This is a genomic window from Mycobacterium shunyiense (assembly GCF_058270035.1).
Genome location: NZ_JBZDPT010000047.1, coordinates 537391 through 561204 on the forward strand (window position 1 = coordinate 537391; position 23814 = coordinate 561204).

Here is a 23814-nt window from a genome sequence, read left to right on the forward strand (position 1 = left end):
ACGGGTCAGTCCCGGGTCAGTCTCCGGTGGGTCACCCGGTGCGGACGTGCCGCTTCGGCACCGAGACGTTGGATCTTGTTCTCCTCGTAGGCACCGAAGTTGCCCTCGAACCAGAACCACTTGGCCTCGTTGTCGTCGTCGCCCTCCCACGCCAGGATGTGCGTGCAGGTGCGATCCAGGAACCAGCGGTCGTGGCTGATCACCACGGCGCAGCCGGGGAACTGCTCCAGCGCGTTCTCCAGTGAGGACAGCGTCTCGACGTCGAGGTCGTTGGTCGGCTCGTCGAGCAGGATCAGGTTGCCGCCCTCTTTGAGGGTCAGGGCGAGGTTGAGCCGGTTGCGCTCACCGCCGGACAGCACGCCCGCCGGCTTCTGCTGATCCGGTCCCTTGAACCCGAACGCGGACACGTAGGCCCGCGACGGGATCTCGTTCTGGCCGACCTCGATGTAGTCGAGCTTGTCGGAGACGACCTCCCAGACCGTCTTCTTGGGGTCGATGCCGGCACGGCTCTGGTCGACATAGGACAGCTTGACCGTGTCGCCGACCTTGACGGTGCCGCTGTCGGGCTGTTCCAGCCCGACGATGGTCTTGAACAGTGTCGTCTTGCCGACGCCGTTGGGGCCGATGACGCCGACGATGCCGTTGCGCGGCAGCGTGAAGGAGAGGTCCTTGATCAGCGTGCGGCCTTCGAAACCCTTGTCGAGGTGCTCGACCTCGACAACCACGTTGCCCAGCCGCGGCGGGGTCGGGATCTGGATCTCCTCGAAGTCGAGCTTCCGGGTCTTCTCGGCTTCGGCGACCATCTCCTCGTAGCGGCCGAGGCGGGCCTTGTTCTTGGCCTGCCGGGCCTTGGCCCCCGAGCGGACCCAGGCCAGCTCGTCCTTGAGCCGCTTCTGCAGCTTCTGGTCCTTCTTGCCCTGGACTTCGAGGCGCTCGGCCTTCTTCTCCAGGTAGGTCGAGTAGTTGCCCTCGTACGGGTAGGCGCGGCCGCGGTCGAGTTCGAGGATCCACTCGGCGACGTTGTCCAGGAAGTACCGGTCGTGGGTGACGGCCAGGATGGCGCCCTTGTAGCTGGCCAGGTGCTGCTCCAGCCACAGCACGCTCTCGGCGTCGAGGTGGTTGGTGGGCTCGTCGAGCAGCAGCAGGTCAGGCTTGGACAGCAGCAGCTTGCACAGGGCCACGCGGCGACGCTCACCACCCGAGAGGTGGGTGACCGGTTCGTCCGGCGGCGGGCAGCGCAGCGCGTCCATGGCCTGCTCGAGCTGGGAGTCGATGTCCCACGCGTCGGCCGCGTCCAGTTCTTCCTGCAGATGGCCCATTTCCTCCATGAGCTCATCGGAGTAGTCGGTGGCCATCAACTCGGCGACCTCGTTGTACCGGTTGAGCTTGCCCTTGATGGCCACGCCGGCCTCGACGTTCTCGCGGACGGTCTTGGTCTCGTCGAGCTGCGGCTCCTGCATCAGGATGCCGACGGAGGCGCCGGGTGCGAGCAGCGCGTCGCCGTTGTTGGCATGGTCGATGCCGGCCATGATCTTCAGCACACTCGACTTACCAGCCCCGTTGGGACCGACGACGCCGATCTTCGCGCCGGGCAGGAAGTTCAGGCTGACGTCGTCAAGGATGACCTTGTCGCCGTGCGCCTTGCGAACCTTGCGCATCGTGTAGATGAATTCGGCCATGCCGTGATGTGCCTTTCTGAAACTCTTCGGGGATATCGGATGGGCGCTCGCGCGAAAGGTTGCGTCAAGCCCAACTCACTCGCGCCCATCCTATGCGCGCCCGAAACCCGCTAAGCCGACAGTGGCAGCTCACCCTCGTCGGGCTCGGTTTCCGCGTCGTGGGAGTCGACGGATTCGGGCTCGGGCGCCGGGCCGGCCGCAGGTTTGGGCAGGGGCGCGACCCTGGCGGTGCAGCGGGACAGGTCGGGCCCGACCGCGGTGGCACGCACCTCGACCGACGACCTGCGTACACCCTCTTTGTCCTCGTACTCGTCGGTGTGGACATGCCCCACCACGATCACTGCGTCGCCCTTCATCAGAGAGGCGCTGGTACCCGTGGCGAGATTTCCCCAGCAGTTGACCGTGACGTAGAGCGAGTTGCCGTGCTCCCAGTTGCCCTCAGGCGTGCGGCGCCGCGAATTGCTGGCCACCCGGAACTTGTACAGCTCCTGATCGCCGAATCGCCGCCGGACCGGGTCGGTGATGATGTTGCCCACGATCGTGAACGGGGTCTCGAACATTTCTGATTCCTTTCGCTTCATCCATTCCGGTGGCCGACACCGAGCAGCGCGGCCGCCTTACGCAGCCATTGACCGCCAGAACCCCGACGCGCGGCCGGTATGCGGACCCGACGACGCCGTCGGCTGTGGATGAAACGCGGGCTGGGGATGAATCCCCGAAAGTCCTATCCGGAAGGGTGGTCGCGACGCGCCATCTCGGCCAGCATCGCGTTGTAGGCCGCCAGATCGGCGTCGTCATCGCGATCCGCGGCCCGGTCCAACCGCTTGGCGGTGCGTTGATCGCTGCGCCGCCACTGGATCAGCAGCGCCAGCATCACGATCACCAGCGGGACTTCCCCGGCCGCCCAGGCGATGCCGCCGCCGAGGTGCTGGTCTCCGATCAGGTCGGTATGCCACGGCAACTGCAGTGACCGGTAGAAGCTTTCGCCCAGCACGGTCTGCATGCCCATCATCACCACACCGAAGAATGCGTGCAGCGGCAGCGAGGCGAACACCATCCCGATCTTGACCAGGTGCGGGACCGGCCTCGGGGTGGGGTCTACGCCGATGACCACCCAGTAGAAGAGGTAGCCCGACAGCAGGAAGTGCACGTTCATCAGGATGTGCGCGGCATGGTTGCTGACCGCGGCGTCGAAGATGCCGCCGAAGTACAGACCGTAGAACCCCGCCACGAACAGCACGGTCGCGACGATGGGCTGGGTCAGGAACTGCGACACCCTGGAATGCAGCGCCGCGAGCAGCCATTCCCGCGGGCCTGGCGGCGATCCTCGGCCCACCGCGGGTAGCGCCCGTAGCGCCAGGGTCACCGGGGCGCCGAGCACCAGCAGAACGGGCACCAGCATCGACAGCAGCATGTGGGCGATCATGTGCATGCTGAACATCGCCGGCATGTAGCGACCGAGCCCCGACGAGGTGGTGAACAGCAGCGCCGCACAGCCCAGCAGCCAGGCGAACGTGCGGCCCACCGGCCAGGCGTCACCGCGTCTCCGCAGCCGGTACACCGCGGCCAGGTACGCCGCCGCAGCGATGATCGCCGCGGTCCCGAACAGCAGGTCGAACCGCCAGTCGAACAACACCCGGGCGACCGTCGGCGGCCCGGCGAAGTCGTATCCGATCGCGACCTCGGTGGGGCTCGGGATCCGCGGTTCCGGCGGCGGTGGGGTACGGCCCAGGCCGACGGCGATACCGAACGTGACGCCGAACAGCGCAGCCTCGGTCAGAGCCAACCGGATCAACGGTGTGCGTGCACCGGGATCGCCGGCCAGGGCGGTCAGGCTGACCCGGCGCTGTCGCCAACCCAGCACACCGAGCAGGCTCAGCGCGATGACCTTGCCGACCAGCAGCCAGCCGTAGTTCGTGCGCACCAGATCGGGAAGCTGGATCCGCACCAGGGCGTTGAGCACCCCGCTGATGGCCATCGCGACGAAACACCACAGCGCCAGTGCCGAGAAGCGTCGCGCGGCCAGGGCGGTGTTGGCGCCGTCAGAGGCGCCCCCGCCCCCGGCCCGGATGGCGTGAGCCAACAACGCCAGCAGTCCGCCGGCCCACAGCGCCGCCGCCACCAGATGGATGAAGAGGCTGTTGGTGGCCAGATCGTGAGCTCCGCCGGCCGACGAGTGTCCGGTCAGTACCAGCGGCATCAGTGTGAGCAGTGATCCGGCCAGCAGCACCGGCGTCCACCCCCACCGGAGCACCGGCAGGCTCGCGATGGTGACACCGGCGGCCAGGATCGCCGTCCAGCGCCAGGCCGCCGAGACCTCGACCAGGCTCGCAGCCGACCACACGTCCACCGGGCCGAGATGATCGAGCAGCGGCTGGCCGGACACGTCGGAGATCGTCAGCGGGACCAGCAGCGCGGCGCACACCGTCCACACGCCCGAGGCGGCCGTACCGAGCCGCAGTGCCCGGTATCCGGCCACGTCGAGCACGCCGTTGGTCTGGGGTGCCACCAGGAACGCGGCGAACAGGAAGGACCCGACTGCGACGACGGCGGCGATCTCGCCGGCGGCCCGGACGAACGGCAGGCCGTAGGTGGTCACGGGGCCGGGGTCGGGCAGTCCGGTGGCGGTCAGGGCGTCGGCCAGCGACAACGCCCCGATGCCTGCGGCCACTGCCCCCGCCAGCAGCCCCACGCCCACCAGCACAGGCCACACCACGCTGCTGCGCACGCTGGACGCGGTCACCTGGCCGGCAGAAGTCATGGTCCAAGGGTATGGCGTGGGCGCCACCACATCCCGGCTGCCAGACGAAAGGTGAGTCCGGCGGCTAGTCCGACTGGTCCGACTCGGCGCGGCGCTGCTTGTCCCGGTAGTAGAACTGCTCGCGTGCGATCTCGTCGACCTTGTCCATATCGGCGACGATCCCGCGCAGTTCATCGCGGAAAGCGTTGCGACGCTCTTGCAGATCCGGACCGCTGACCAGCAGGTTCTGATCGGCTGCCACCTGTCGCGCCGTGGCGAACAGCAACGCCGACACGGACTCGTTGCTGCCCACCCGGCCCTGGGCGACGTACTGCCGTCCCACGCCCAGCGCCCGCTTGGTCAGATCTCGCTCACTGATCTCGGCCGGTGCGTCGCGCAGCACGTCGGCGACGATCCCGTAGGCCTCGAAGAACGGACGGAGCATCGCGCCCACCAACAGCGGTCGCTTGCTGCGCAACATCTGATAGATCTCGTCGCCCCCGGCGGAGACCTTCGCTTCCCAGCCTCCGGCCGCCTGCCCTTCGGGCGTGCGGTCGTACCACGACAGCTCCTCGGCGACGTTGTCGCGGAAGGCCGCCGAATCGGCGAAGTAGAAATCGAACTTGAGCAGGTCACGCAGCCGCATCACCTGGTCCCAGAACGCCTGCAGCGGATCGGTCGCCGCACGGGCGGAATACGCCAGGGCCAGCTCCACGATCGAGGTCTCCTGGAAGGCGTGGATCAGGGAGTTGCGGTAGAACGCCGCCTCCAGTTCATCCTCGGGGGCGATCCGCCACACGGGCTCGCGCCCGCTGTCCACCAGCGTCACCGGGTGCCCGCCGGAGAGCGCATCGACGGCCGAACGCACGCCCTCGGCGGTCCGTAGCCGCAGCGCACTGTTGGTCATCGGGGTGTTCTTACGCTCCAGGTAGTCCAGCGAGTCCTGCAGAGTGTGGTGCAGTTGATCGAGCGTCAGGGCGACGCCACGGGCGCCCAGCAGCAACGCCGAGACCAGGTTGGTCGCGTTGACCGGGGTGACCCGCAGGATCCGCCAGGCCACCTCGAAGGCCATCTTCTGCATCGCCAGGCGTTTGGCTGCCTCGTCGTAGGCCATCTCACCGTTCGGCTCACCGAGATGTTCGCGCATCGAAACCGCTTCTGGGAAGCGGACATAGATCTTGCCGTAGTTGCGTTCGCCCTGCGCCTTGATGAAGTTGTACAGCCAGCTCAGACCCTCCGGGGTCTTCTCGCCACCCCGGGCGTACGCGGCGTACTCGGCGGTCTCGTGCAGCTGGTCGAAGCTGATCGACACCGGCTGCAGCAGGATGTCCTCACTGCGGCCGTCGAGATAGGCGTTGGCGACGTAGGCGAGCAACCCGAGCTTGGGCGGCAACATCTTTCCGGTCCGGGACCGGGTGCCCTCGATGGACCAGTTCAGGTTGAACCGCTTCTCCACGATGTAGCCGACGTACTGCCGCAGCACGTACTTGTACAGCGGGTCGTCAAGCTTGCGGCGCAGGAAGATGACACCGGAATGCCGGAACAACGGACCCATCAGGCCGAACGAGAGGTTTATCCCGGCGAACGTGTACACCGGGGGAAGTCGGTTCTCCTGCATGGCCACCGGGACGATGACCCCGTCGAGATACGACCGGTGGGAGAACAGCAACACCGCCGGATGCTGTTCCAGGGCATGGCGCATCGACTCGATCTCGGAGCGGTCGTAGTCGATACGCGGATCGAAGCCACGACTGAAGATGGCCCGGCCCATTGTGGGGATCAGGTCCACCGAGAACCGGCTCCACCCCGTGGAGAGCTCGTCGAGCATCTCCCCGGCCTTCTCCACCGTCGCCCCCGGAATCTGCTCCAGGCCTTGGCGGAATCGTGCCGAGTCCAGCATCTCCGGCTTGACCAGCCGCGGCGACTTGTACTCGGGGCCCAGCAGCCGAAGCTCCACCCGCTCGATGGCCAGTACCGCCCGCCGAAGGACGAATCGGGCGAATTCCCTGGGGTTTTCCGCGACCGTGGTCTCACTCCACTGCTTACGCAGTTCCGATACCTTGGCCGGTTCACCGGCGACGATCCGGGCGCGCGACGGGTCCTTGCGCAGGATGCGTCGCTGCAGGATCTCCGGCGGCCGGTAGGTGTCGCGGCCGGAGATCAACCCCACCACTTTCAACCGGGTGGGTAACCCGCCGGGCACCCAGAACACCCGGACCGGAACGACCAGCCGGTCCTCGTCCGATTCCAGTTCCTCGACCAACCGGGCCACCGCCCCGGGGGCGGGTTCGTCGGTGGCCGGCAGCTGCAGTACCTCGACGGTCGTGTCGGGATGTTCACGCCGCTGCGTCTTGAGCCAGTCGTTGAGCAGCTCGAGCTCGGCCGGTGACGAGGCCGATGCGAGCACCAGCGCGTCGTCGGTGGTGCTGAAGCTGGGGTAATCGTCGATACCTGTGGTCACGGTCGGCCCTTGGGGGTCGACCGCGAGGATGAGCCGGAGGGTGCGGTATCCGGTTCGGGGGCAGCCTTTTTCGCCGGGGCTTTCTTCGCGGGAGCCTTCTTGGCGGGTGCCTTCTTGGCCGCCCGGCGCGGAGCGGCCTGCTCCGCCGGCGCGCGGGTGTAGATGTCGAAGGTGGGCAACTCGTCCTCCGGCCAGGATCTCAGGGTGTCGAGATAGATCTGGCGGACCTCGGCGATGCGGTCGGAGATGTTCTCGACGGTCCAGTCGTCCACCGAAATCGGTGGATACACCGCGATGTCCACCTTGCCCGGGTTGAACGTGCTGGAATCGCGGGCCGCGATCACCTCGGCGTTGCGGATCACGATCGGCACGATCGGCACACCTGCGGCCATGGCGATGCGGAACGGCCCCTTCTTGAACGGTCCCACCTCGGTGGTGTCCAGCCGGGTGCCCTCGGGGGCGATCAGGATCGACAGACCCTTGCGGGCAAGCTCTTCCACGCGGTGCAGGCTTTCGACGGCCTTCTCCGGGTCATCGCGGTCGATGAATGCCGCATCCATGACCTTCCCGAGCGGACCCATCAGCGGGTTGCGCTCCAGCTCCTTCTTCCCGACGCCGGTGAAGTCGACCCCGACCAGCCGGCCCGCGATCATCGGGTCGGCCTGATTGCGGTGATTGAAGATGAAGACCGCGGGGCGTTGCGCGGTCAGATTCTCCTCGCCGAGGACGTTGAGCTCGATGCCCGTCGTGAGCATGAGCAGCTTGCTCCAGTTCGAGGTGAAGAAGTTGACCCCGGTGCGCTTGTTGCGAGTCAACAACCCGAGGCCGATCGCGCCGGCGGCGACGGTCGGGATGGTGGCCAGACTGGCCAGCGTACGCAGTTGCGAGACCGGGCTGCTGCCGCTGCGGCTGCTGAACTTCAGCACCGGCCAGCCACGCTTGGCGGCGACGGCGGCCAGCTTGCCTGCCGGATTCGTCGGCCGCGGATGGCCCACCAGATACATCAGGGCGACGTCCTCGTCGCCGTCGGCGTAGAAGTAACTTTTCGCCAGGTCCACCCCGTTGGCGGACGAGAAGTTCTGCACCGCACGGGCTTTGCCGGCACCCCAGATGACCGGTCTCTCGACTTCGCCGGTGATCAGGCCGTCCTCGTCCGTCTCGAACTTGTTGCACAGCACGTTGTCGATGCCGAGAAAGCGGGCTACCGGCTCGACTTGAACCGTCAGCGCCGAGGAACTCAGCACCACGGTGTGGCCGCGGGCCATGTGCGCACGCACCATGGCCCGCATCTCCGGGTACATGCGTCCCTGCACATGCTGGACGAACAACCGCTCGCCGAGCTCGTCGAGATCGCTGAGCGAGTTGCCCCGCAGCATCCGGGCGCCCTTACCGATCAAGTCCTCGAACTCCGAACGCCCCAACTGGTGGTTGAGCCCGGCCTGCACCATCCCGATGAACTCGCCGACACCCATCTGACCGCGACGCAACCGGTCCCGGGTCATGATCACTCCGGTGAAGCCGGCCACCAGGGTCCCGTCCAGGTCGAAGAACGCGCCGATCTCCGGGCCCTCGGGGCTGCCCTCGATCTCTGCCAGGGTGCCGGGCAGCCGCATCTGCCTGGTGCCGCGGGGTTTCGGGGACGGGTCTTTCGAAGTCACTGTGCAGCACTCCCGTTCGTCGCCGAAGTGTCATCGCTGAACGAGGCCGGCTCCGCGCGGCCGTCGCCACCGAGCGCCAGCACCTCGTCGAATCCCGCGAGCAGACACCGGGCGAACAGCTGATCGTCGGTGATGGCGGCGCGGTCGTAGCGGGTGGTTACCGTGATATATCCCGATCTCGAGATCAACACCACCATCATCGCAACGCCGGGCAACGGACCTATTCCGTAGTGGCGCAATATCTTTGCCCCGGCGATGAAGGTGTCCCCCGGCCAGACCGGGACATTGCTGGCCTGCACGTCGGAGTTCACCACCGAACCGGCCACCGTCTCCAGTACGGCATCTGGCAGCAGGCTCAGCACGGGCGCGATCGAGCCGACCACGTCGATGGCGCGTTCCTCGCGCTTGCTCGTCATCTGCGACCGGACGGCCTTGATCCGGGTCTCCGGGTCGACGATTCCGACGGGCGCGGCGAGGTTGATCCCGGCGAAGCGGTTGCCGCCGGCCGGGTCGTCCTGTGAGCGCAGGTTGACCGGTACGGCCATGGGCAACGTCTCGATCGAGATGCCTTTGGCTTCGTGGTAGAGCCGCAGGGCGCCGCACAGCCCGGCCAGGTAGGCATCGTTGATCGAACCGCCGGCGGCCTTGGCTGCCCGGTGCAGGTCGGAGAACGGAATGTCGATCGCCTCCGTGCGCGACGACAGGCTTCGGCGGCGCAGCAGCGGCGAGGGGTGCGCAGCCGGACCCATCACCCGGGCACCGGACATCGCGTAGTCGACCACCCCGCTGACCGCCGACACCGGGTCGCGCACCACCTTGGTCACCGTCCGGGCCGCCTGTCCGAGCGCACCCAGCACGCCGCCGGCAATCGATCCGGGGAGCCGGTTGATGCCCTCCCGCATCAGGTCGTTGGGCGAGAGGTCCTGCGGGATGGGTAACGGTGCAGCGGCGGCCGGTTCGGGATCACGCTCGAGGTCGTAGATGTTGGCGAACATCTCGACCATCCCGACGCCGTCGGAGACCGCGTGGCTCAGATGGAGAATGGTCGCCGCCCGGCCGTCGGCCAGCCCCTCGACCAAGGTGGCGTTCCACAACGGCCGGTTGATGTCCATCGGCGACTGCAGCGCGACCTCGGCCAGATCGAACACGTCGCGCAACGTGCCGGGCGCAGGAACCCGCACCCGTCGCACGTGGTAGTCGAGATTGAAGTCGGGGTCGACGACCCAACGCGGAGCTGCCGTCGGCAGGGTGGGCATGACGACCTTCTGGCGCAGCCGCAGAACCTTGCGCGACGCGTGATCCAGACGGGCCCGGAATCGGTCCCAATCCGGTGTGGTGTCGAGGATCTCGACGCCGAGGATCCCGGACCGGGTGCGCGGGTTTGCCTCTCCCCGATGCAACAGCTGATCGACTGCGCTCAGTTCTTCGGGTAGTCCCGCCGCGTCCAACTCGGGCACGTCGCTCATAGCGTGGTCCCTCTCCCCTCCCCATGGCCGCCAGTGCAGCGTCCACGCTAGTCCGCCACCGGCCCCTCGGGTCCGCTTTGCCGCTGACACGGTTTGCGTGGTGTTGGGCACAGGCAAGATAGACTGTCCGCGCGTTGCCTCCGTAGCTCAGTTGGATAGAGCAAGAGCCTTCTAATCTCTAGGTCGCAGGTTCGATTCCTGCCGGGGGCGCTCTTGTTTGTATGACGTCGAGTGATGCTTGACGTTTGTCTCCGGTTGATGGGTGACGTTTCGGCTGATGCTTAACAGCTACTTCGGTTGATCCTTGACACTCCCTGTATGAGGGACTTGCTTGAGCGTGGTCGAGCAGAGGTATCAGGCCGTGCTGGCGGTGGTCAGTAACGGTCTGTCGGTATCGCACGTGCCGGCAAAGTTGGGGTGTCGCGGCAGACGCTGCATGCCTGGTTGACTCGGTATGAGGCCCAGGGTCTGGAGGGTTTGGCGGATCGATCGCATCGGCCGGTGTTGTGTCCGCATCAGATGCTTGCGCAGGTGGAAGCGGTGGCGCTGGAGCTACGGCGGCCTCGGCCGTACTACGGGCCGCGGCGATTGGTGTTCGAACTGGCCAAACGCCGGGTGGCCCCGGTGCCCTCGGCCTCGGCAGTGTGTCGAGCGTTGTTGCGGGCCGGGTTGATCGATCCGACGGTGCGGGACCGGCGTTATCGCAAGTGGCAACACTGGGAACGCGGCGCGGTACGAACCGACCCAGACGAGGATCAGCAGTGTTGCCCCATACATGCGCTTAGCCCGTTTGACGGACATCCCATTCGACGGGTTTAGGATCCCCACCGGGATAACGTCGGCACTTCCACGCGTTTGCCGAAATTTGTTCAACTGTCTCAATGGTCATCAGATACGACGCACTGGCACTCATCCACTTGTAGTTCGGTCCAGGTGCGCTGAAGGTGTGATCGTGCCGGAGCTTGTTGAGCAGCACTGTCCAGAAGAGGGTGTAGCCCGCCTCGCCGAGTCGGTGGCCTAAGTCCCGGCGCATAACCAGCGTTGAGGCCTCGTCCATGCCAGCGGTGGGATCTTGGACGGCCAACCCTTCGGCATCGATCCATCGGAAATCATCCTCACGACGTAGGTCAAGGAGGTCGATCAACATCCGGCTGGGGACATAGCCTGTTGGTTCGTCGATGCCAGCGCGCCCACGCGAGGTGCCAGTCCCGCCGTACCACGCGATTGGCTGGTAAAAATTTGCTGGCAACTCCTCATCGAGAGGCCCACGCGGCTCGGCATTGCCGTCGGCCCAGTCCCAATCCGGCGATCTCGGGTGCGCGGCAAGCAATCTGTTGTGTACCTCGGCGTTTTCAGGCATCCAACGACCGTCCCAGTTCTTCCCTACCGCCCAGGTTCGAATCGCTTCTGCTTTCGCTACAGGTATTAGGTAACCGCGGACTTGCATCCATGCATGGAGGCTGGGCGCGTCGAGCGCAGCTATCTCGGGCGGAAGCTCCTGGGTCCAGCCTGCGTGCCGTATGAGCGACAGCCACTCGATGCCGTCTGGCGACTTCAGGCTGATAAGGTCCAGCGGGTCTGGCACGCCGTCAAGATCAACGGGGTAATCCGCCGGCGCATCGGGGAAGATTGCTTGAACCGGGGCGAACCAAGCCCTTTCTTCACCCTTGGGATCCTCGACCCCACCCGGTACCAGAACACATGGGTCGATATCCCTGTACACGAGTTGCTCGGCATACTCGTAAGTGAAGGGCTCGTCATCACCCCATCGATCTCGCAGGTCGAGGTTGTCAGCGATGCGGCCAAGAGTCTCGTAGAGGCCGATCCATTGATACTTCTTGCCGTAGCGCTCAACTGCGCCATCGTTGCCCCGCCGCCCACGTTCGATGCGCTTGAATCGTTCAGGTGTCCAGCCAAGCTCGAGTACACGGGCGAAGATGACTCGCTCGGCCAACGCACGGAGCTTTTGATGGTCTGAATGCTCGAAATGATCTAAGGCCGGCTCAAGCACATAACGGCCGAAGTCGCCCGTCATGCCGTTCAGCGAGAACCAAATCGATGAATAGTCGTAATCCGGCGGCTTGACCATGCCTTCAATGGTTTTGACGGACAGAGCTTTTATGGGCCACTTCGCCCCGTATGGAGGCTGCCAGGCAGGTCCACTCCAGCCGCGTTGACGCGCCACTGCAGACGTGCGCCGCAGACAGTCACGCGTCAACAAATGCAGGGGCCACCCGTCAGCGACCAATTCGACAGCAGCATCCGCAATTTCGAGTATTACAGCGGCGTCGGAAGCGCGAAGGGCAACGGCGCAAAGTGCGGCCGAAAGCCGTTCCACGACATAGGGATCGTCACAGCCTCGGAATAGCTTCACGCCAGATGTGAAGCCTTCCGGTCCACGTTCTCCGATGCTTACGAGCGCCTTCGTGGCACGGTCACGCACACGGCGGTCCGGGGTGGTTAGCATCCATCCCAGCACCAGGGTAGCCAGGTGAGCAACGTCCGGCGACAGCGGCGAGGTATCTCGGGCTCTTCGGCGAGGGTTCCAGCCCCAGTCGAGTAGAGCCATAATAGCGTTGTCATTCTCATATGCGGTAGACCTGACGAGCCACTCAGACCAGCTGATTTCTCGGTCCGGCAACGCTTTCGACGACAGCCGCCGATGGATCCACTCTGCGTTGACCGCGTGCCCGGGTATGCAGGACACGCGAATAAGGTTCTCCCATAGGTCGTCAGTCCAGTCTTCGTAGTTGGCGAGCTGCTCAACGATGCGAATGGTCCGATCACTCGTGTGATTTGGAGCTCGTAACGCGATGCTCTGCACGAAAGCGTCGATCACCGCGCGGTCAACGCGATTCTCGTCGTCCTTGAACAGATCAATGATCTCGATGCCCAATTTCTCGGGTGCAACGACAGCGAGTGCACCGATAGTGCCAGCTTCTTCCCAGCAGTCATCGCCAAGTGCCGCATACCACCCGGTGAGATCCTTGCAAGACTGCTCCGCGAGGAGGACAGCACGCAGAACGTCCCCAAGGCGTTGATATCCGAATGCGATTTGGGTGTCGTAGGTCTGTATCAGGACGCCCTCGCGGAACAGCCCAAGCAGGAGGCTTGTGGACCAAGGCCGGCCTGGTAGTAGCAGCTCAGAAATCCTGTCAACATCGGCGCGTTCGTAGGGGCCTGGGCCGAGGATTGCGAGTTCACGCGCTAATCGCTGCACCAGGTTCGACGTCTCGTCGTAGTCGCAACGCGTTGGCGCGCTGAGGCGCTTATTGACCGTGTCCATAAATGCGTTACACACGGTAGCGAGTCCTGCAGTTCCCAAGATGAAGCGATCCTCGCCTAGGGTGGCGAGTGCCTCGCAGGCGAGTTTGAGAAAGAGTGGATTTTCAAACTCGGGATTGAGTGTGGGAAATGTCAATCGCTCGAGGTTGTATTCGCTTGTATAGCGGTCGATCGCATCGCTCGTGGCTTCGGCGAACCCGTAATGCTCGACTTGGGGGAACCTGGTTGCATTACCGACCACAGGCCCGACGAATTCGGTTCGGCAAGACACCACCAGACCAACGTTCGGGTATCGATCGACTGCTGCGGCAAGAGCTGGTAGCTCATCGATCCATCGCTCAGCGTTAGTGCCCTCATTAAGAGCATCGAGCATCAATAGCGCAAGGTGACCTGATGCCTCACCTGCCGCGTTGAGAAGTGCGAGGACCTCGTCAAGTGAGCCGTCGACCTCGACAAGCTGCCCGATCTGAAGTTGCAGATTCCTCGCGTCAAAGTCCTGCCCGAGTGCGATGAGTGTCGGCAAGCCGTCCTCGATCCGCCGCTTTGCGATGTCGCAGAACAGATGTGTTTTCCCAACACCAGCTCGACCCGTCATGAGAAGTCGACCCGAGTCGGCGGCTTGCGCCGCCGGGGAACGAAGCAGCGAACGAGCACGGTACAGTGCTTCGCGCGCTTTTTGAACGTTACTGTGCAAAGTTCCAGAATTTCCGATGTAATACCGGTAGTCGGGCTCGTCGCCATTACCGTGGCTAGCCTTCAGGTGGCGCTCCCGCAATAGTTCGCCAATTGCATCAAGGCCGGCCTCAGGACTCCTGAGATCGTCGACAATCGTCGGCAGGTCGCTAGTTGTCCGGACCGCTTCTAAGTACCTCTGAACGGCGACTTCAGCCTGCATCAACTTCTCGACCGAGGCTTCGATAGAAGCCCTGAATGTAGCCTCATCGCCCTCGGGTGCAGGCCACCAGCTGCATCGGGCCTTCCGAATTTCAGCGAGAGTTACCTGGACTTTGCGAACGTATTCCGAAGTACGCCCGAGCCCCTGCAATGCGCTCACGGCATCGACTTCTACATGCAGGGAAGGACTATATCGACGACCAGCTTTAGCGATGACGTCGTCGAGTCGACGCTTGAGATCGTCAGGCGAAAGAGCCGAGGCGTTGAACCAGTACCGCACCCGACCCGCATGCTGCGGCTTCGTCAACTCGCTTGTAAGGTCGTGTAGGCCCACGTAGACAAATTCAACCGTCATGCCCTTATCGGCTGCGGCGCTCTCCCATTCAATCTTCTTCTCTGCCCACTTCGTAGACGCGGACCTCCTAGGTCTCGGACCGCTGGTATCGCCGGCCGGCAGATCGTAGGGCAGCGCGATGAAATACCGCTTCAAGTTCGGCTCAGTTTCAAGGACACGCATGACTGACTCTTGAATCTGGCCAATCTCGTTGTCGCGAAACGCAAACAAATACTTTGCCTGCCATGCCCACACATCGCCGTTTGGCAGGATGCCCTTTCCCTCTCTTCCGCCATCAGGATTTCCGAACCTGAGGAAGGCGACGCCTTCGGGCCATTCGACCAATTGATCCCGCATGAGCAGCGACGCCAGTTCTTCGAACGCATCCGCTCGGGATGGCGGCGATCCGTAAGGCCGAATCTGATGGAAGTCGATATCAGGCAGTGCGCGGTGAGCGCTTCGCGTCATCCAGAAACTCCGATCCTGTTCAATATGTGCCGGCTCAAATCAAGCTAGCCCTGCGCTCCTCGAGTTGTGTCGGCGTTGGATTTCTTTGTTCCACCATCCTGCTGTCAGCCCAATCTCGCGCCTGTGAGTTGAGCCTCCCGCTGGGTCGTGGCCGGATCAACAGTCAGCCGATGTCAACAACCGCGTCGAGTAGATCGCAGACTTTGGCAACCGCCCCCGCCCAATCTCCGGCTGCCGGGATGGGCCTGTGGGCTCCGCCCGACGGTGGCGGCAAGCTGAACTCAGCTTCGCCGCCCGGCGCGTTCGGCGAAAGCATCAAGCGCAGCAAGCACTTCAGGTGCGCGCCAGGCGCGATTTCGCGACTGGTCTGTGAATTCGACGATGATCCCTGCCTTGATCAATGGGTCCAGATAGCGGTAGACGTTGCTCATCGGGATGTTCAGTTCACGGGTCAATAGTTTTGCGTTGATGACAGGACGTTTGATCAGCAGGTCGGCAATACGGTGTACAGCGGAATCCCGGCGAGCGGTGATTTTGGATGCCCAGAATTCCCTGATGGTTCGTAAGTCGCTCACGAGGTGGCGGCCGTTGTCGACTGCGAGTATCGATGCAGCAGAGAGCCTTTCGACGATCGGGGTAGGGTCACCCTCGCGGTATGCGGTCAGCGCTTGGAAATAGGAATCGGTATCAGTAAGCAGGCCCGCCGAGACTGGGACCGTGACCTGACGAGTCAGCCGCTTGTTGCGCAACATCGCCTGGATGAGCGCTCTGCCGGTGCGGCCATTTCCGTCCGGAAACGGGTGAATAGTCTCGAACTGCGCGTGCGCGATAGCGATCTGAGGAAGAACGGGGATATCGTCGCGCCCGGCGAACCGGATCAAGTCGTCGATGGCGCCTGGGACCCGACTGTGCTGCGGTGCGATGAAGTCTGCGCCACGCGGACCGAAGTCGCCGCCACCAATCCATACCTGCTCGGTTCGCCACCTGCCGGCGATGTCCGGATTGCTGGCGTTCATTAGCGCAGCATGCATCGCAAGGATGGCGGTACCGTCGATGCGATCGGCTAGTGCGACGGCGGCCTGCATGGCCTCGGTGTTTGCGACGATCACCGAGGCATTGCGACGGCGGGAATGTCCGAGAGTCTCGGCTTCGGCGATGGCGCGCGCTGAAGCGGTCAGATTCTCGATCTTGGAGCTGGCAGCCGATTCTGACCGGAGCAGCACCGAGGCGAAGGGTGCAATCTCGTCACCGAGTTCCGCGTCGAAGCGGGCGATCTCCTGGCTGGCCTCCTCTGCATCGGCAAGGATGCGAGAGGGAAGGGAGACTTCAAGATTTTCGACCTCGGCAGGAATCGCTGCCTGGTAATCACCAGACTGCCGCAGCGCTGCCCGCACATTCTGGCGCCCGTATCCAGCCTCGGTCGGCATACCCCATGTCAGGGTCTCGTACCCGACGGCGGTTGTAGCGCCATGTGATGACACCCGATCAGAGTATCATCACTTAGATTATTAACTGATAATAAGGAGATCTTTGTTATCACTTCGCGTGGCCCTCACCCGTCAGCCCGCAACGTATCGCTGCAGCCATGGAAGCGTCGTAGGTGGCGACGTTCGCGTGCTGCTTATTCGCCGCTTACGACCACGAATCGACCGGATTCGGCCAGCTTGAGGCTGGAAACAGCCAGGAGCCGATTCCTAATCCCTCGGTCGCAGGTTCGATTCCTGCCGAGGGCGCTTTCCGTGTCAGACGTCGGGCGATGCTTCACACCTGTGTCGGTTGATCCTTGACGCGGCACGAAGCCCAATCTCCACAAGCTGAAGATTGACGTGCATTAAGGTCTGTCTGTCCTGGTACCCGACAGTTCGGAGACAACATGAGCACCTATCGGACGATCGTTGTCGGGACCGACGGCTCCGACTCGTCGCTACGCGCGGTCCACCGCGCCGCCGAGATCGCCGCGCAGGAGAACGCGAAACTGATCATCGCGAGCGCTCATCAACCCGTGGCCGAAAAGGGCGGCTGGTCGCGACCACCGTCGCCCGATCATGTGGTCGATACCCGTGCGGAAGACAGCCTCAAGAGCGAGGGCTACCGGATGCACGGCGCTGCCCCGGTCTACGAGATCCTCCAGGTGGCGCGCGACCGGGCGAAGGCCGCCGGTGCCGGGGATATCGTCGAGCGGGCGGTCGAAGGTGCCCCGGTCGATGCCCTGGTGAAACTCGCCAAAGAGGTCGACGCGGATCTGATCGTCGTCGGTGACATCGGGCTGGACTCGGTCGCCGGGCGCCTGTTGGGTTCGGTGCCCGCGACCATCGCCCGTCGAGTGAAGATCGACATCCTCATCGTCCACACCGCGACCTAGGACGCGTCGCCTACATCGCCACCCACATCAGCTGGTCGTCATCGGCGACGACGGTGCCTGCGGTCGGGGCGGCGAAGTGGGTGCCGAGCAGCAGAGCCTGTTCGTCGGCGACGCTCTGCAGCAGCCGGGCGCGGGTCACCGCAGCCGCGTCCGGATCGTCGTCGGGCAGCGCCTGTACGTCCGGATGGGTGATCTGCAGTGGATGGTGAATGACATCCCCGCTGATCACCGCCACCTCGCCGCCGGACTCGAGCCGCACCGCGGTGTGCCCCGGTGTGTGACCGGGCGTCGCGATCAGCCGGATCTCGTCGGTGATCACGTGGTCCATCTCGGTGAGCCGCAGAACATCGTGTGCGACAAGCGGTTCGACGGTCTCGTCGGCCGCGCGGTTCGGCGCCGAGGACTGCCGCCACGACGTGTACTCGTCGGCGGTGAGCAGGTAGGTTGCGTTCGGATAAGTGGGGACCCAGGCGCCGTCGCGCCGGGTCGTGTGGCGTCCGGCATGGTCGAGGTGCAGATGGGTGCAGACGACGGTGGTCACGTCGTCGGGGGTGAATCCTGCTGCGGCCAGCGACTGTCGGTACTGGTCGGGGTCCATGGGGATTTGGTACGGCAGGTCGTGCCCTTCGCCGAAGCAGCAGTCGACCACGACGAGATCATCACCGGATTCGATGAAGAACGACTGGATGGCCACCAGCAGATTGCCGGCGTCATCGACGTAGTGCGGATACAACCAGCGCGGAAGCTCCGACGGCAGCCCGCGAAACACCCGGTCAGGCCGGGTCGGCACCACCGTCTCCAGGACGGAATGAACTGTCAGCGTGCCGATGGTCCACTTCTGCATGGCTCACCGTATGAGACAAATCATTTGGATACAAGGCTCGGCGTGACCTCCTGAACCGTCGGCCATCTGGCACACTCGGATGCGTGGCGCAGCCAAACGTCCGGTTCCAGCGACTCGCCGAACAGGTCGCCGACCAGTTGCGGCGCCAGATCCTCACCGGGGAACTCGCCGACGGCAGCATCCTGCCCAAGGAGGACGAACTTCTTGTCGAGTACCCGGTCAGCAAGCCGTCCCTGCGCGAGGCGATGCGCATCCTCGAGGCCGAGGGGCTGCTGACGGTACGACGCGGCAAGCTCGGCGGCGCAGTGGTTCACCGACCCGATTCCGCAAACCTCGCCTACACCATGGGACTGGTGCTGGGCGCCGGGCAGGTCGGACTCGCCGACGTGGGTACCGCGCTGCTGCAGGTCGAGCCGGCCTGCGCCGCACTCTGCGCCCAGCGCGCCGACCGCAAACGCACCGTCGTCCCGATTCTGCGTGAGCTACACGAAGAATCGGTCCGGTCCGTATCGGATCTGCTGCAGGCCACCTCGGCAAGTCGGCGGTATCACGAGGCGCTGGTGCGCCACTGCGGCAACGAGACGATGATCATCCTCGCCGGCGCGCTGGAGGCATTGTGGTCCGCCCACGAGCAAAACTGGTCGGCCCAGGTGACGGATCACTCGACCGTGCCGGTCGAGGAACGCAGAGCGGTCCTGGAAGATCACCGGCAGGTGATCGACGCGATCGACATGGGCGACGCCCAACGGGCCCGCGATCTTGCCGCGGCGCATCTGGTCAGTGCCCAGCAGTACCCCGGCGTCGACGGCATCGTCGACCCGACCATGGTGCGCAGCTGGGCACAGTCGAGCCCACGGCGACCGTGAACGGGGGCGCCTCGATGCGACCGTTGACAGAGGGTCTTATTTTCATATGATTTGGTGATGAAGGCTGGCGACGCCGCCCATGCTGCCGACGCAGCCCACTACCGCACAGCCGGTTGGTGGTCGGACCGCACACTCTCGCAGACCGTGCGCGAACACGCCCTGGCCCAACCTGACAAGCCGGCCTATGTCGACTACCCCAACACCACGTTCACCTGGCGCGAATTCGACCGTGCCGCATCGCTACTCGCTGCCCAGCTGGCCGGCCTTGGTGTCACGCTCGGTGATCGCGTCGCGGTCTGGCATGGCGACACCACAGCCATCCATGTGTTGTTCGTGGCGATCGAACGGTGCGGCGCGGTCGTCGTGGGGATCGGCGCCCGCGCCGGGACCCGCGAGGCCACCCAGATCCTGCGGACCACCGAGCCGCGTCTGCTGATCAGTGACGCAAGGCGGCACGCGTCGGCGCAAAGCACCGTGTCCGGACTGACCGATGAGATCAGCGCGCTGGTGTTGGACGGTTTGTCCCTCGACACCGACACCCCACCTCGACCACCCGCCGCGGGTGTCGGCGCCGACGACGTATTCCTGATCAACTCCACCTCGGGCACCACGGGCCTACCCAAATGCGTTGTGCACACCCAGAACCGGTGGCACTACTTCCACCAGCAGGCGGTCGCCAACGGCGCCCTGACATCGGATGACATCTTTCTGCCCGTCATCCCGGCACCGTTCGGGTTCGGCATCTGGACCGCCCACACCACCCCGATCTACCTCGGCGCCACCACGATCCTGCTGGAAAAGTTCGACGCGAAGGCCGCGTGTGAGGCGATCGCACGCCACCGGGTCAGCGTGTTGTGCTGTGTCAGTACCCAATTGATGATGATCATGGCCGACCCGGCAGCCCGAGAGAACGACCTGAGCTCGCTGCGCGTGGTCTTCACCGGCGGCGAGGCACTGCCGTACCGGCGCGCCGCCGACTTCGAGGAACTCACCGGCGCCACCATCCTGCAGTTCTACGGCTCCAACGAAACCGGTCTGCTCAGCGGGACGACACTGCAGGATTCCCGGGAACGCAGGCTGCGCACCGCCGGCCGACTGGTGCCCGAGATGGCGGTGCGCCTGTTCGACGGCGACGACGACGTGACCTCGACCGGGCGTGGGCAACCGGCGTGCCGCGGACCGGCCACCAGCCTCGGTTATCTGGGCGGGGTGGACCACGACAAGCTCTACACCCCGGACGGCTGGATGCGGATGGGCGACGTCTGTGAGGTCGACGCCGAAGGCTATCTGTCGGTCACCGGCCGCACCTCGGATTTCATCGTGCGCGGCGGCAAGAACATCAGTGCGGGTGAGGTCGAGGATGCGGTGACGACGCATCCGGCCGTGGCAGTCGCAGCCGCGGTGGCCATGCCCGACCCGGTCTTCGGCGAGAAGGTCTGCATCTACGTAGAACCTGCCAATGGGCAGGCGATCGATCTCCCTGGACTCGTCGAGTACCTCCTGGCCGAGGGCATGTCGAAGGAACTGCTTCCCGAGCAGCTCATCGTGCTCGATGAGCTGCCCCGGTCATCGGGCGGAAAGATCGCCAAAGGACAACTCCGCGAAGATATCCGGACGCGGTTGGGAGACGGCTATGAGCGTCGGTGAGATGCGCGAGGGCGGGCTGAAAGTATGGTCTCCGTCGGTGACCCCGCCGATCGGGGTCGACCTGACCGAGAAGCAGACGCTGGCCGTGGCGTTCCGGCACCTTGCCGGCATCGGATTCGCCGAGAACATGGCAGGCCACATCACCTGGCAGCCCGAAGAGCGCACCGAGATGCTGGTCAATCCATGGGGCCTATGGTGGCAGGAGCTCACCGCATCCGACATCTGCGTCGTCGACGAGGACGCGCACGTGGTGCGGGGACGCTGGGATGTCACCCCGGCCATCCACATCCACACCGAACTGCACCGCAGACGCGACGACGCCCGCGTCGTCATCCACAACCATCCCTATTACGTGAGCCTCATCGCCGCTTTGGGCAAGCTGCCGGACCTGGTGCACCAGACCGGCTCGCTGTTCCTCGACGACATGTGTCTGGTCGAAACCTATGACGGTGAGGTCGATTCGGCACCGCGGGCCAGTGAACTCGCCGAGCGGATCGGCGCGGCCAACCTCACCATCCTGGCCAACCACGGCGTCATCACCACGGGAGGCACCGTGGCCGAGGCGGTGTACCGGGCCGCATCGATCGATCGGGTGTGCAAGCTGGCCTACCAGGTGATGCTGACCGGCCGCCAGCCCACCGCGATGAATCGCTCCGACATGTACGGCATGCAGGCCTCGCTCATCGAGCGGGCCGCCGACGTGTACTGGGCTGGAGCGGCCCGCATGACCATCAAGGCCGACCCAGAAGTCCTGACCTGAGGCAGCAAGGAGATTCAGCCCATGAAGTCCATCGACGAACTCGCAGGCAATCTCGACTTCACCACCGCCCAGAAGGGTGCCGAGCGCACGGTCACATTTCTTCCGGAACCCGAACGGGCCGAACGCCTCTACACCGTGATCTCGGTCGACGATCACATCGTCGAGCCGCCCGACACCTTCACCGGCCGCGTGCCCCGCAAGTTCGCCGACCGTGCCCCGAAGGTGGTCGATACCGAGAACGGGGGGCAGACCTGGATGTACGACGGGCAGTCGCTGCCCAACGTGGGATTCAACGCCGTTGTAGGACGGCCCGTGGACGAATACGGTTTCGAGCCCGCCCGTTTCGACGAGATGCGCCGCGGCGCCTGGGACATTCACGAACGCGTCAGGGACATGGACCTCAACGGCGTGTACGCCTCGCTCAACTTCCCGTCGTTCCTGCCCGGGTTCGCCGGCCAACGGCTGCAGCAGGTGACCAAGGACCGGGACCTGGCGATGGCGGCCGTGCGGGCCTGGAACGACTGGCACCTCGAAGCGTGGGCGGGGGCATATCCCGAGCGGATCATCCCGTGCCAGCTACCGTGGCTGCTCGACCCCGAGGTCGGCGCGCAGATGATCTACGAGAACGCCGAACGCGGCTTCCACGCCGTGACCTTCAGCGAGAACCCAGCCATGCTCGGCCTGCCGACCATCCACTCCGGGTACTGGGAACCGATGATGGCGGCGTGCGCCGAGACGGGCACCGTGGTCAACCTGCACATCGGCTCCTCCGGTTCGGCGCCGTCCACCACCGACGACGCCCCACCGGACGTGCAGGGTGTGCTGTTCTTCGCCTACGCCATCACCGCCGCGGTGGACTGGTTGTACTCAGGTCTGCCCAGCCGGTACCCCGATCTCAAGATCTGCCTGTCGGAGGGCGGAATCGGCTGGGTCGCAGGGCTACTCGACCGGCTCGACCACATGCTCAGCTACCACCAGATGTACGGAACATGGAAAGCGCTGGGCGAAACCCTCTCCCCCGCCGAGGTGTTCACCAGGAACTTCTGGTTCTGCGCGGTCGAGGACCAGTCGTCGTTCATCCAGCACGAACGGATCGGCACCGGCAACATCCTGCTCGAAGCCGACTACCCGCACTGTGATTCAACCTGGCCACACACCCAACGCATCATCCACGAACAGATCCAGGGCCTGCCCGCCGAGGTGATCCGGAAGATCACCTGGGAGAACGCCTCCCAGCTCTACCAGCATCCGGTGCCGTCGGCCGTGCAGAACGATCCGAACGCCTACTGATCCATGACCGAACCGCTGCGCGTCGCCGTCCTCGACGACTACCAGGGCATCGCCGACACCGTCGACTGGTCACCGATACCTGGTCCCGTGCAGATCACCGCCCTCAGGGAACACATCGCACCCGGTCCGGCACTGGTCGAGACCCTGGCCGGACACGAGGTCGTCGTCGCGATGCGGGAACGCACCCCGCTCGACGGAGCACTGCTCGCCGAGCTGCCCGCGCTGAAACTGCTCGTGACGACCGGGCCCTTCAACGCCGCCATCGACGTCGCCGCGGCACAGCGCCTCGGCATCACCGTCTCGGGCACCGGCGGTGCCGTCACTCCGACCGTCGAACACACCTGGGCGCTGATCCTGGGGCTGCAGCGCCACCTGACCACCGAGGATCAGCGCATCCGTGACGGGCGGTGGCAGAGCACCATCGGCACCGACCTGCACGGGGCCACCCTCGGCCTGGTCGGGGTGGGCCGGATCGGCAGCCGGGTCGCCGCGATCGGCAAGGCCTTCGGCATGGACGTCATCGCATGGAGCCCCAACCTCACCGACGAGCGCGCCGCCAAGGCCGGTGTCGCGCGGGTGGATCGCGACACCCTGTTCACCGGCGCCGACGTAGTGTCGCTGCACATGGTGCTGGCCGATTCGACGCGTGGACTGGTGGGCAGCGCCGAGCTGGCCGCGATGAAGCCGACGGCGATCCTGGTGAACACCTCGCGAGGCGGCCTCATCGATGAGCCGGCCCTCGTCGAAGCCCTGCGCAGCAACCAGATTCGCGGTGCGGCGCTCGACGTCTACCAGCACGAGCCACTGCCGGCGGGCAACCCACTGGCATCCCTGCCCAACACGCTGCTGACACCGCACCTCGGCTACGTCACCCAGACCGTCATGTCCATCTTCTACCGCGACATCGTCGAGGACATCGCCGCCTACTGTGCCGGCGCACCGGTGCGCCTGGTCACCGCGTAGGGGTAGCACAGGTCCGAGGCGGCTCTCGATTGCGGTGGCAAACCGCGAACAGTGTCGACGTGTTCCCGGGGCCGCAGACTTCGATGCCCAAACTTGT

Annotated in this window: 15 protein-coding genes, 2 tRNA genes and 1 pseudogene; 9 read left to right on the forward strand and 9 right to left on the reverse strand. The window is 64.8% G+C overall.

Annotated elements, in window-relative coordinates; all coding sequences use genetic code 11:
* Positions 1-5: 5 nt before the first annotated feature.
* The 6 genes from ettA to AC4ELS_RS29770 all read right to left on the reverse strand — a co-directional run bounded on the left by ettA (position 6) and on the right by AC4ELS_RS29770 (position 10004).
* Positions 6-1679: an energy-dependent translational throttle protein EttA gene (gene ettA / locus AC4ELS_RS29745; RefSeq protein ID WP_064880420.1), complete on the reverse strand. Its 1674-nt coding sequence runs from the start codon at positions 1677-1679 to the stop codon at positions 6-8.
* Between the two features lie 110 nt (positions 1680-1789).
* On the reverse strand, positions 1790-2239 hold the full coding sequence (locus tag AC4ELS_RS29750; protein ID WP_064880422.1) for a single-stranded DNA-binding protein: 450 nt from the start codon (positions 2237-2239) through the stop codon (positions 1790-1792).
* 164 nt (positions 2240-2403) lie between these two features.
* On the reverse strand, positions 2404-4440 hold the full coding sequence (locus tag AC4ELS_RS29755; RefSeq protein ID WP_064957430.1) for a bifunctional copper resistance protein CopD/cytochrome c oxidase assembly protein: 2037 nt from the start codon (positions 4438-4440) through the stop codon (positions 2404-2406).
* A 64-nt stretch (positions 4441-4504) separates the two neighbouring features.
* Positions 4505-6880: a glycerol-3-phosphate 1-O-acyltransferase gene (locus AC4ELS_RS29760; RefSeq protein ID WP_448448267.1), complete on the reverse strand. Its 2376-nt coding sequence runs from the start codon at positions 6878-6880 to the stop codon at positions 4505-4507.
* Complete coding sequence (locus tag AC4ELS_RS29765; protein WP_064880428.1) at positions 6877-8493, reverse strand: HAD-IB family hydrolase/lysophospholipid acyltransferase family protein; 1617 nt, start codon at positions 8491-8493, stop codon at positions 6877-6879. The genes AC4ELS_RS29760 and AC4ELS_RS29765 overlap by 4 nt, the downstream gene beginning before the upstream one ends.
* 41 nt (positions 8494-8534) lie before the next feature.
* A complete protein-coding gene (locus AC4ELS_RS29770) occupies positions 8535-10004 on the reverse strand; it encodes a wax ester/triacylglycerol synthase family O-acyltransferase (RefSeq protein ID WP_064880430.1) in 1470 nt (489 codons plus the stop codon).
* A gap of 136 nt (positions 10005-10140) precedes the next feature.
* Between AC4ELS_RS29770 and AC4ELS_RS29775 the strand changes: the two genes are divergently transcribed.
* Positions 10141-10214 (forward strand) — tRNA-Arg (locus AC4ELS_RS29775).
* Positions 10215-10335: 121 nt separating this feature from the next.
* Positions 10336-10736, forward strand: a pseudogene (locus tag AC4ELS_RS29780) (helix-turn-helix domain-containing protein); the annotation flags it as partial.
* 49 nt (positions 10737-10785) lie between these two features.
* Here the strand turns inward: AC4ELS_RS29780 and AC4ELS_RS29785 are convergent.
* Entirely contained in the window at positions 10786-14985 is a 4200-nt protein-coding gene (locus AC4ELS_RS29785) for an NACHT domain-containing protein (RefSeq protein ID WP_418025014.1), read from the reverse strand.
* Between the two features lie 281 nt (positions 14986-15266).
* On the reverse strand, positions 15267-16412 hold the full coding sequence (locus AC4ELS_RS29790) for a Fic family protein (protein WP_418010332.1): 1146 nt from the start codon (positions 16410-16412) through the stop codon (positions 15267-15269).
* A 231-nt stretch (positions 16413-16643) separates the two neighbouring features.
* Between AC4ELS_RS29790 and AC4ELS_RS29795 the strand changes: the two genes are divergently transcribed.
* A tRNA-Arg gene (locus AC4ELS_RS29795) sits at positions 16644-16718 on the forward strand.
* 140 nt (positions 16719-16858) lie between these two features.
* Complete coding sequence (locus AC4ELS_RS29800) at positions 16859-17347, forward strand: universal stress protein (protein ID WP_064880434.1); 489 nt, start codon at positions 16859-16861, stop codon at positions 17345-17347.
* A gap of 10 nt (positions 17348-17357) precedes the next feature.
* Here AC4ELS_RS29800 and AC4ELS_RS29805 read toward each other — a convergent pair whose 3' ends face one another.
* Positions 17358-18191, reverse strand: coding sequence for an MBL fold metallo-hydrolase (locus AC4ELS_RS29805; RefSeq protein WP_499050546.1), 834 nt, complete (start codon positions 18189-18191; stop codon positions 17358-17360).
* A gap of 83 nt (positions 18192-18274) precedes the next feature.
* Between AC4ELS_RS29805 and AC4ELS_RS29810 the strand changes: the two genes are divergently transcribed.
* From AC4ELS_RS29810 to AC4ELS_RS29830, 5 genes are read left to right on the forward strand one after another with little or no spacing between them, the layout of a single operon-like run.
* Positions 18275-19057 carry a FadR/GntR family transcriptional regulator gene (locus tag AC4ELS_RS29810; protein WP_499050548.1) on the forward strand — a complete coding sequence of 261 codons (783 nt, stop codon included), beginning with the start codon at positions 18275-18277 and terminating at the stop codon, positions 19055-19057.
* Between the two features lie 57 nt (positions 19058-19114).
* Positions 19115-20704 (forward strand): class I adenylate-forming enzyme family protein, encoded by a 1590-nt coding sequence (locus tag AC4ELS_RS29815; RefSeq protein ID WP_499050551.1) that lies wholly within the window; start codon positions 19115-19117, stop codon positions 20702-20704.
* Positions 20691-21464 (forward strand): class II aldolase/adducin family protein, encoded by a 774-nt coding sequence (locus AC4ELS_RS29820; RefSeq protein ID WP_499050553.1) that lies wholly within the window; start codon positions 20691-20693, stop codon positions 21462-21464. Before AC4ELS_RS29815 ends, AC4ELS_RS29820 begins: the two co-directional genes overlap by 14 nt.
* Positions 21465-21485: 21 nt before the next feature.
* A complete protein-coding gene (locus AC4ELS_RS29825) occupies positions 21486-22754 on the forward strand; it encodes an amidohydrolase family protein (RefSeq protein ID WP_498887844.1) in 1269 nt (422 codons plus the stop codon).
* Positions 22755-22757: 3 nt separating this feature from the next.
* The gene (locus tag AC4ELS_RS29830; protein ID WP_207549035.1) at positions 22758-23717 is read left to right on the forward strand and encodes a D-2-hydroxyacid dehydrogenase family protein; all 960 of its coding nucleotides are present in this window, start codon (positions 22758-22760) and stop codon (positions 23715-23717) included.
* Positions 23718-23814: the final 97 nt, after the last annotated feature.

Bases quoted from the DNA above. Each gene is read 5' to 3' on its own strand.
- AC4ELS_RS29805 (WP_499050546.1), bottom strand. From the start codon at position 18,191: ATGCAGAAGTGGACCATCGGCACGCTGACAGTTCATTCCGTCCTGGAG.
- AC4ELS_RS29825 (WP_498887844.1), top strand. From the start codon at position 21,486: ATGAAGTCCATCGACGAACTCGCAGGCAATCTCGACTTCACCACCGCC.
- ettA (WP_064880420.1), bottom strand. From the start codon at position 1,679: ATGGCCGAATTCATCTACACGATGCGCAAGGTTCGCAAGGCGCACGGC.
- AC4ELS_RS29755 (WP_064957430.1), bottom strand. From the start codon at position 4,440: ATGACTTCTGCCGGCCAGGTGACCGCGTCCAGCGTGCGCAGCAGCGTG.
- AC4ELS_RS29785 (WP_418025014.1), bottom strand. From the start codon at position 14,985: ATGACGCGAAGCGCTCACCGCGCACTGCCTGATATCGACTTCCATCAG.
- AC4ELS_RS29815 (WP_499050551.1), top strand. From the start codon at position 19,115: ATGAAGGCTGGCGACGCCGCCCATGCTGCCGACGCAGCCCACTACCGC.
- AC4ELS_RS29790 (WP_418010332.1), bottom strand. From the start codon at position 16,412: ATGCCGACCGAGGCTGGATACGGGCGCCAGAATGTGCGGGCAGCGCTG.
- AC4ELS_RS29830 (WP_207549035.1), top strand. From the start codon at position 22,758: ATGACCGAACCGCTGCGCGTCGCCGTCCTCGACGACTACCAGGGCATC.
- AC4ELS_RS29765 (WP_064880428.1), bottom strand. From the start codon at position 8,493: ATGCGGCTGCCCGGCACCCTGGCAGAGATCGAGGGCAGCCCCGAGGGC.
- AC4ELS_RS29800 (WP_064880434.1), top strand. From the start codon at position 16,859: ATGAGCACCTATCGGACGATCGTTGTCGGGACCGACGGCTCCGACTCG.
- AC4ELS_RS29820 (WP_499050553.1), top strand. From the start codon at position 20,691: ATGAGCGTCGGTGAGATGCGCGAGGGCGGGCTGAAAGTATGGTCTCCG.
- AC4ELS_RS29770 (WP_064880430.1), bottom strand. From the start codon at position 10,004: ATGAGCGACGTGCCCGAGTTGGACGCGGCGGGACTACCCGAAGAACTG.
- AC4ELS_RS29750 (WP_064880422.1), bottom strand. From the start codon at position 2,239: ATGTTCGAGACCCCGTTCACGATCGTGGGCAACATCATCACCGACCCG.